This window comes from Eudoraea sp. (assembly GCF_049669105.1).
Classification (GTDB): Bacteria; Bacteroidota; Bacteroidia; order Flavobacteriales; family Flavobacteriaceae; genus Eudoraea.
Map to the genome: position 1 here is coordinate 1 of NZ_JBATKE010000178.1, position 5,184 is coordinate 5,184.

The following is a 5,184-nucleotide window of genomic DNA, read 5'->3' on the forward strand; positions in this document are numbered from 1 at the left end:
CCTCTTTTGGCGGAAAAGAATTTTTGTACGGCCTTCCCGAATTAAACAAAACCGCCATAAGCAGCGCCAGATATATCGCCAATCCGGGTTGTTTTGCTACCTGTATTCAATTAGCTTTACTCCCACTGGCCAATGCACAAATGTTGAACTCTGATGTACATGTGAATGCGGTAACCGGAAGCACGGGTGCAGGAATAATGCCATCGGCGACCACACATTTTAGCTGGAGAAATAATAATGCATCCTGGTATAAAGCATTTACACACCAACATCTGGGAGAAATAAATGAAAGTCTGGAATCTCTGCAAGAAACTGTTGGAGAACTTTATTTTATTCCCAACAGGGGAAACTTTTCACGGGGTATTCTCAGCACTGCATATACAAAGTTTGAAGGAAGTGAGTCGGAAGCTTATGGTTTATATCATGAATTCTATAAAAATGCAGCATTTACTATGATTTCAGAAGAACCGGTTCATTTAAAACAAGTGGTGAATACGAATAATTGTCATATTCACTTGCACAAGTACAAGGATGTTCTTTTAATAACATCTGTAATTGACAATCTGCTTAAAGGGGCCTCCGGACAAGCCATTCAAAACATGAATTTAATGTTAGGTTTTAATGAAAGTGAGGGCTTAAATTTAAAGGCATCCGTTTATTAAAAGAAGTGAGAATTAAAAAACAATTTGACTAAATAAAATAGGTAAACATGAAAATAGCCATTATTGGAGCGGGAAATTTAGGCTTATCGATTGCTAAAGGTATTTTACATAGTAACGGAGCTACCACAATGTATCTGACCAAAAGACATTCCGATAGTATTAAGAACTATGAAAAATATGGAAATGTAATGGTTGGTTCGGACAACAGGAAAGCGGTTGAAAAATCTGATATATTAATATTTGCTGTTCAACCACGAGATTTTGCAATGATTTTGGAAGAAGTTAAGGACCTTCTCACCGAAAAACATGTAATAATCTCAACGATAACCGGTTTTAGTATTGAAAAAATGGAAGGCATTCTCGGAAAAGAAAAGCATATTATCCGCAGTATGCCCAATACGGCCATTTCCGTTGGTAAATCTATGACCTGCGTCTGCTCAAATACAGCAGGTAACAAACGTATAGATCTTGCAAAAGCCATTTTTAACAGAATGGGCTATTCCCTGGAAATACCCGAAAATCAAATGCAGGCAGCAACTGTAATATGTGCAAGTGGAATAGCTTTTTGGATGCGCCTTATCAGAGCAACTACACAAGGTGCTATACAGTTAGGTTTCGATGCCAAAGAAGCACAGGAGCTGGCTATGTACACTTGTAATGGGGCGTCCGGCTTACTTATAGAATCGGGGAATCATCCTGAAGAAGAAATAGATAAGGTAACCACCCCTATGGGTTGTACTATTCAAGGATTAAACGAAATGGAGCATCAGGGTTTGAGTTCTTCACTTATCAGGGGAATAGTAGCTTCCTTTGAGAAAATAAATGAATTCAAAACCAATGACTAGGCATTGAGATATATTACTATCAAACTGAACTAAAAAACAATTAATGGAACTATTTGATGTATACCCTCTATATGATGTAACCCCGGTTTCTGCCAAGGGCATTGTTATTACAGATGATAAGGGAAATAAATATCTCGATTTCTACGGCGGTCATGCCGTTATCTCCATTGGGCATTCCCACCCATATTACATAGAACGCATTAAAAGTCAAATAGACAAAATAGGGTTTTACAGTAACTCCGTTAAAAATCCGTTACAAAATCAACTGGCTGCCAGACTGGGGGAACTTTCCAATTGCCGGGATTATAATTTATTTTTGTGCAATTCAGGGGCAGAGGCTAATGAGAACGCCTTAAAACTAGCATCTTTCCATACCAATAAATCCCGGGTAATTGCATTTACCAATAGTTTTCATGGTAGAACATCAGCTGCAGTTGCCGCAACGGACAATGAGAAGATAAATGCTCCTATAAATAAACAGCAAAAAGTTACATTTTTATCATTTGAGGATATTAAAGCCTTTAAAACTGAAATCAAAAAGGAAGATGTTTGCGCCGTTATTCTGGAAGCTATACAGGGAGTTGGCGGTTTGGACGAGCCATCGGGTATATTCTATAGGGAAATTTCCGCACTTTGTAAAAAATATGGCGTAGTTCTAATAGCTGATGAAGTGCAATCTGGTTTTGGTCGAAGTGGTTCTTTTTTTGCCTTTCAACACCACAAAATAAAGCCAGATATAATAACTATAGCTAAAGGCATGGGGAACGGCTTTCCTGTTGGTGGTGTATTAATTCATAAAAACATTCAGGCATCTTACGGGCTACTTGGGACCACTTTTGGTGGAAACCATCTTGCATGTACCGCTGTTTTAGCCGTTTTAGAGGTTATGGAAAAAGAACAGCTAATTGAAAATGCTGAAAAACTGGGTAAATACTTCAAACAAAAAGCTTCAGAGATACCACAGGTTAAGGAAATAAAGGGCAGGGGGCTTATGTTGGGGTTAAAATTTGATTTTGAGGTTGCCGATTTGCGAAAACGACTAATTTACAACCAACATCTTTTTACCGGTGGTGCAAAAGACAAATATGTACTTAGGATTCTTCCGGCACTGACAATTAAAGAAAATGATCTGGATCAATTTTTTGAAGCCTTAAAAAACGAATTGCAATGAAACATTATCTTTCAATAAACGACATTGATTCAGTTAATGAATGGGTTGAAGATGCCTTAGCTCTTAAGAAAAAACCATTAGCCTTTAAGAAACTTGGTAAGAAAAGAACTATTGGGTTGTTATTCTTTAATAACAGCTTAAGAACCCGTCTTAGCACACAAAAGGCCGCCATGAATTTAGGGATGAAAGTAATGATTATGAATTTTGGTAAAGACGGATGGGCACTGGAGTTCGAAGATGGCACTATCATGGATAAAGGAAATGCCGAACACGTAAAGGAAGCTGCCCGGGTAGTCTCGCAGTATTGCGATATACTCGGAATTAGAGCTTTTGCTTCTTTAAAAAACAAGGAAACGGATGAAGCAGAACTGGTAATTAATTCATTTAAAAAATATGCAAGTATCCCGGTTCTGAATATGGAGAGTTCACTTAGCCATCCCCTTCAGGCGCTTACAGACCTAATAACTATTGAGGAATACAAAAAGAGTATACATCCCAAAATTGTATTATCCTGGGCTCCACATCCTAAAGCACTTCCTCAGGCCGTTGCAAATTCTTTCATTGAAATTATGCAATTAAAGAATGCAAATTTTACAATTACACATCCTGAAGGATATGAGCTGGATCCAAAGGTTACCAAAAACAGCAGAATTGAGTATGATCAGGAAAAAGCACTGAAAGATGCCGATTTTGTTTATGTTAAAAATTGGAGCAATTACAAAAACTATGGTAAAGTAATTAATCAGGATAAAAATTGGATGATAACCGAAAAAAAACTGGGGAATGCTAAATTTATGCATTGTCTGCCTGTTCGACGTAATGTAGTAGTGGAAGATGCTGTGTTGGACGGGAATCAATCCCTGGTCATAGAACAGGCTAATAACAGAACTTTTGCGGCTCAAATCGTATTAAAAAAGATGTTGGAAACATTGAAATAATTACATTTTCGTCACATATGTGGCACCATTAAACAGGTATGAAACAAAAACTATCCATAGTAAAAATTGGAGGAAACATAATTGAAGATCAGGAATCCTTATCTCAATTTCTACAGCTTTTTGCGCAATTGGAAGGAAAAAAAGTTTTGGTTCATGGTGGCGGTAAACGAGCTACGGATTTTAGCAAAAAACTTGGCATAGAATCCAAAATGGTCGACGGCAGAAGAATTACAGATGCCCAAAGCCTTGAAGTTGTGGTAATGGTTTATGCAGGGCTCGTTAACAAAAACATTGTAGCTCAACTTCAAGCAAGTAATTGCAATGCGATTGGACTAAGTGGGGCCGATGCAAATACTATCATTGCTAAAAAACGCCCGGTAAACGAAATTAATTTCGGATTTGTTGGAGACGTTATAGCTGTTAATGCGGAGTCCATATCCCGACTATTAAGCGCTGCATTTGTGCCGGTTTTCTGTGCACTGACTCATGATGGACGGGGACAGTTATTCAATACAAATGCAGATACAATTGCTTCCGAAGTGGCCATTGCTCTGAGCCATACTTATGACACGACCCTATATTACTGTTTTGAGAAGAAAGGAGTGCTTCGTGCCATATCTGATGAGGATTCCGTAATAAGAAGAATTAATATGGAGAGTTATCAGAAACTGAAACAACAAAAAATCATTGCCGACGGTATGCTTCCAAAATTGGAAAATTGTTTTCATGCACTTAATAATCGCGTTCAGCGCGTCTGTATTGGAGATCTTTCAATGCTTGAGCCTAAAGCCCAATTATTTACTACCATCACATTATGAGAACAGAACAAAATTTTCTAATTAAAAAAGCAATTGGACTGCTGCGAGAATTAATTGCCACGCCTTCTTTCTCTTCAGAAGAAGATATGACCGCACAACTTCTTGAAAATTGGTTTCACGAATTTGATATTCCATATAAAAGAGTTAATAATAACGTCTATGCCTTCAACAAATATTTTGACAAGGATAAACCTACCTTACTTCTAAATTCACATCACGATACTGTAAAACCCAACGGGGCCTACACAAAAGATCCCTTTGACCCTAAGATTATAGACGGTAAACTATTTGGTCTTGGAAGCAACGATGCCGGGGGTTGCCTGGTTTCACTTATTGCGACTTTTACCTATTTCTACGAATCGGAAAATTTAAATCACAATTTAATAATCGCAGCAACGGCCGAAGAAGAAAGTTCGGGGGGTAAAGGATTAAATAGCCTTTTAAGCATACTTCCAAAAATTGATGTTGCAATTGTAGGGGAACCAACGCAGATGAATCTGGCTATTGCAGAAAAAGGGCTGGTTATTTTTGACGCCATAGTTAATGGCACTCCTTCTCATGCAGCACATCCAAATAACAACAATGCCATTTATAATACTATTGAAGTGTTGGAATGGTTTAAGAACTATAGATTTCCAAAAACATCGGAAGTTCTGGGTGAAGTTAAATTAACAGTGACACAAATTAATGGCGGTAGCCAGCATAATGTAGTGCCTGCCAACGTTAATCTTGTAATTGATGTACGTGTTA

General features: G+C 37.8%; 6 protein-coding genes. All 6 read left to right on the plus strand.

Annotated features, from left to right (window positions below; translation table 11 throughout):
* Positions 1–662 (plus strand): Asd/ArgC dimerization domain-containing protein (locus tag WBM60_RS13720; protein WP_424283205.1); only part of this gene is annotated, 662 nt, incomplete at its 5' end.
* A gap of 47 nt (positions 663–709) precedes the next feature.
* Positions 710–1,507: a pyrroline-5-carboxylate reductase gene (gene proC, locus WBM60_RS13725; RefSeq protein ID WP_424260821.1), complete on the plus strand. Its 798-nt coding sequence runs from the start codon at positions 710–712 to the stop codon at positions 1,505–1,507.
* 43 nt (positions 1,508–1,550) lie between these two features.
* A complete protein-coding gene (locus WBM60_RS13730) occupies positions 1,551–2,678 on the plus strand; it encodes an aspartate aminotransferase family protein (protein WP_424260819.1) in 1,128 nt (375 codons plus the stop codon).
* Positions 2,675–3,616 carry an N-acetylornithine carbamoyltransferase gene (locus WBM60_RS13735; RefSeq protein ID WP_424260817.1) on the plus strand — a complete coding sequence of 314 codons (942 nt, stop codon included), beginning with the start codon at positions 2,675–2,677 and terminating at the stop codon, positions 3,614–3,616. The genes WBM60_RS13730 and WBM60_RS13735 overlap by 4 nt, the downstream gene beginning before the upstream one ends.
* Before the next feature lie 38 nt (positions 3,617–3,654).
* Complete coding sequence (gene argB, locus WBM60_RS13740; protein WP_424283206.1) at positions 3,655–4,434, plus strand: acetylglutamate kinase; 780 nt, start codon at positions 3,655–3,657, stop codon at positions 4,432–4,434.
* Positions 4,431–5,184, plus strand: a 754-nt coding sequence (locus WBM60_RS13745) for a M20/M25/M40 family metallo-hydrolase (RefSeq protein WP_424283207.1), incomplete at its 3' end; no start/stop codon positions are given. The genes argB and WBM60_RS13745, both read left to right, overlap by 4 nt.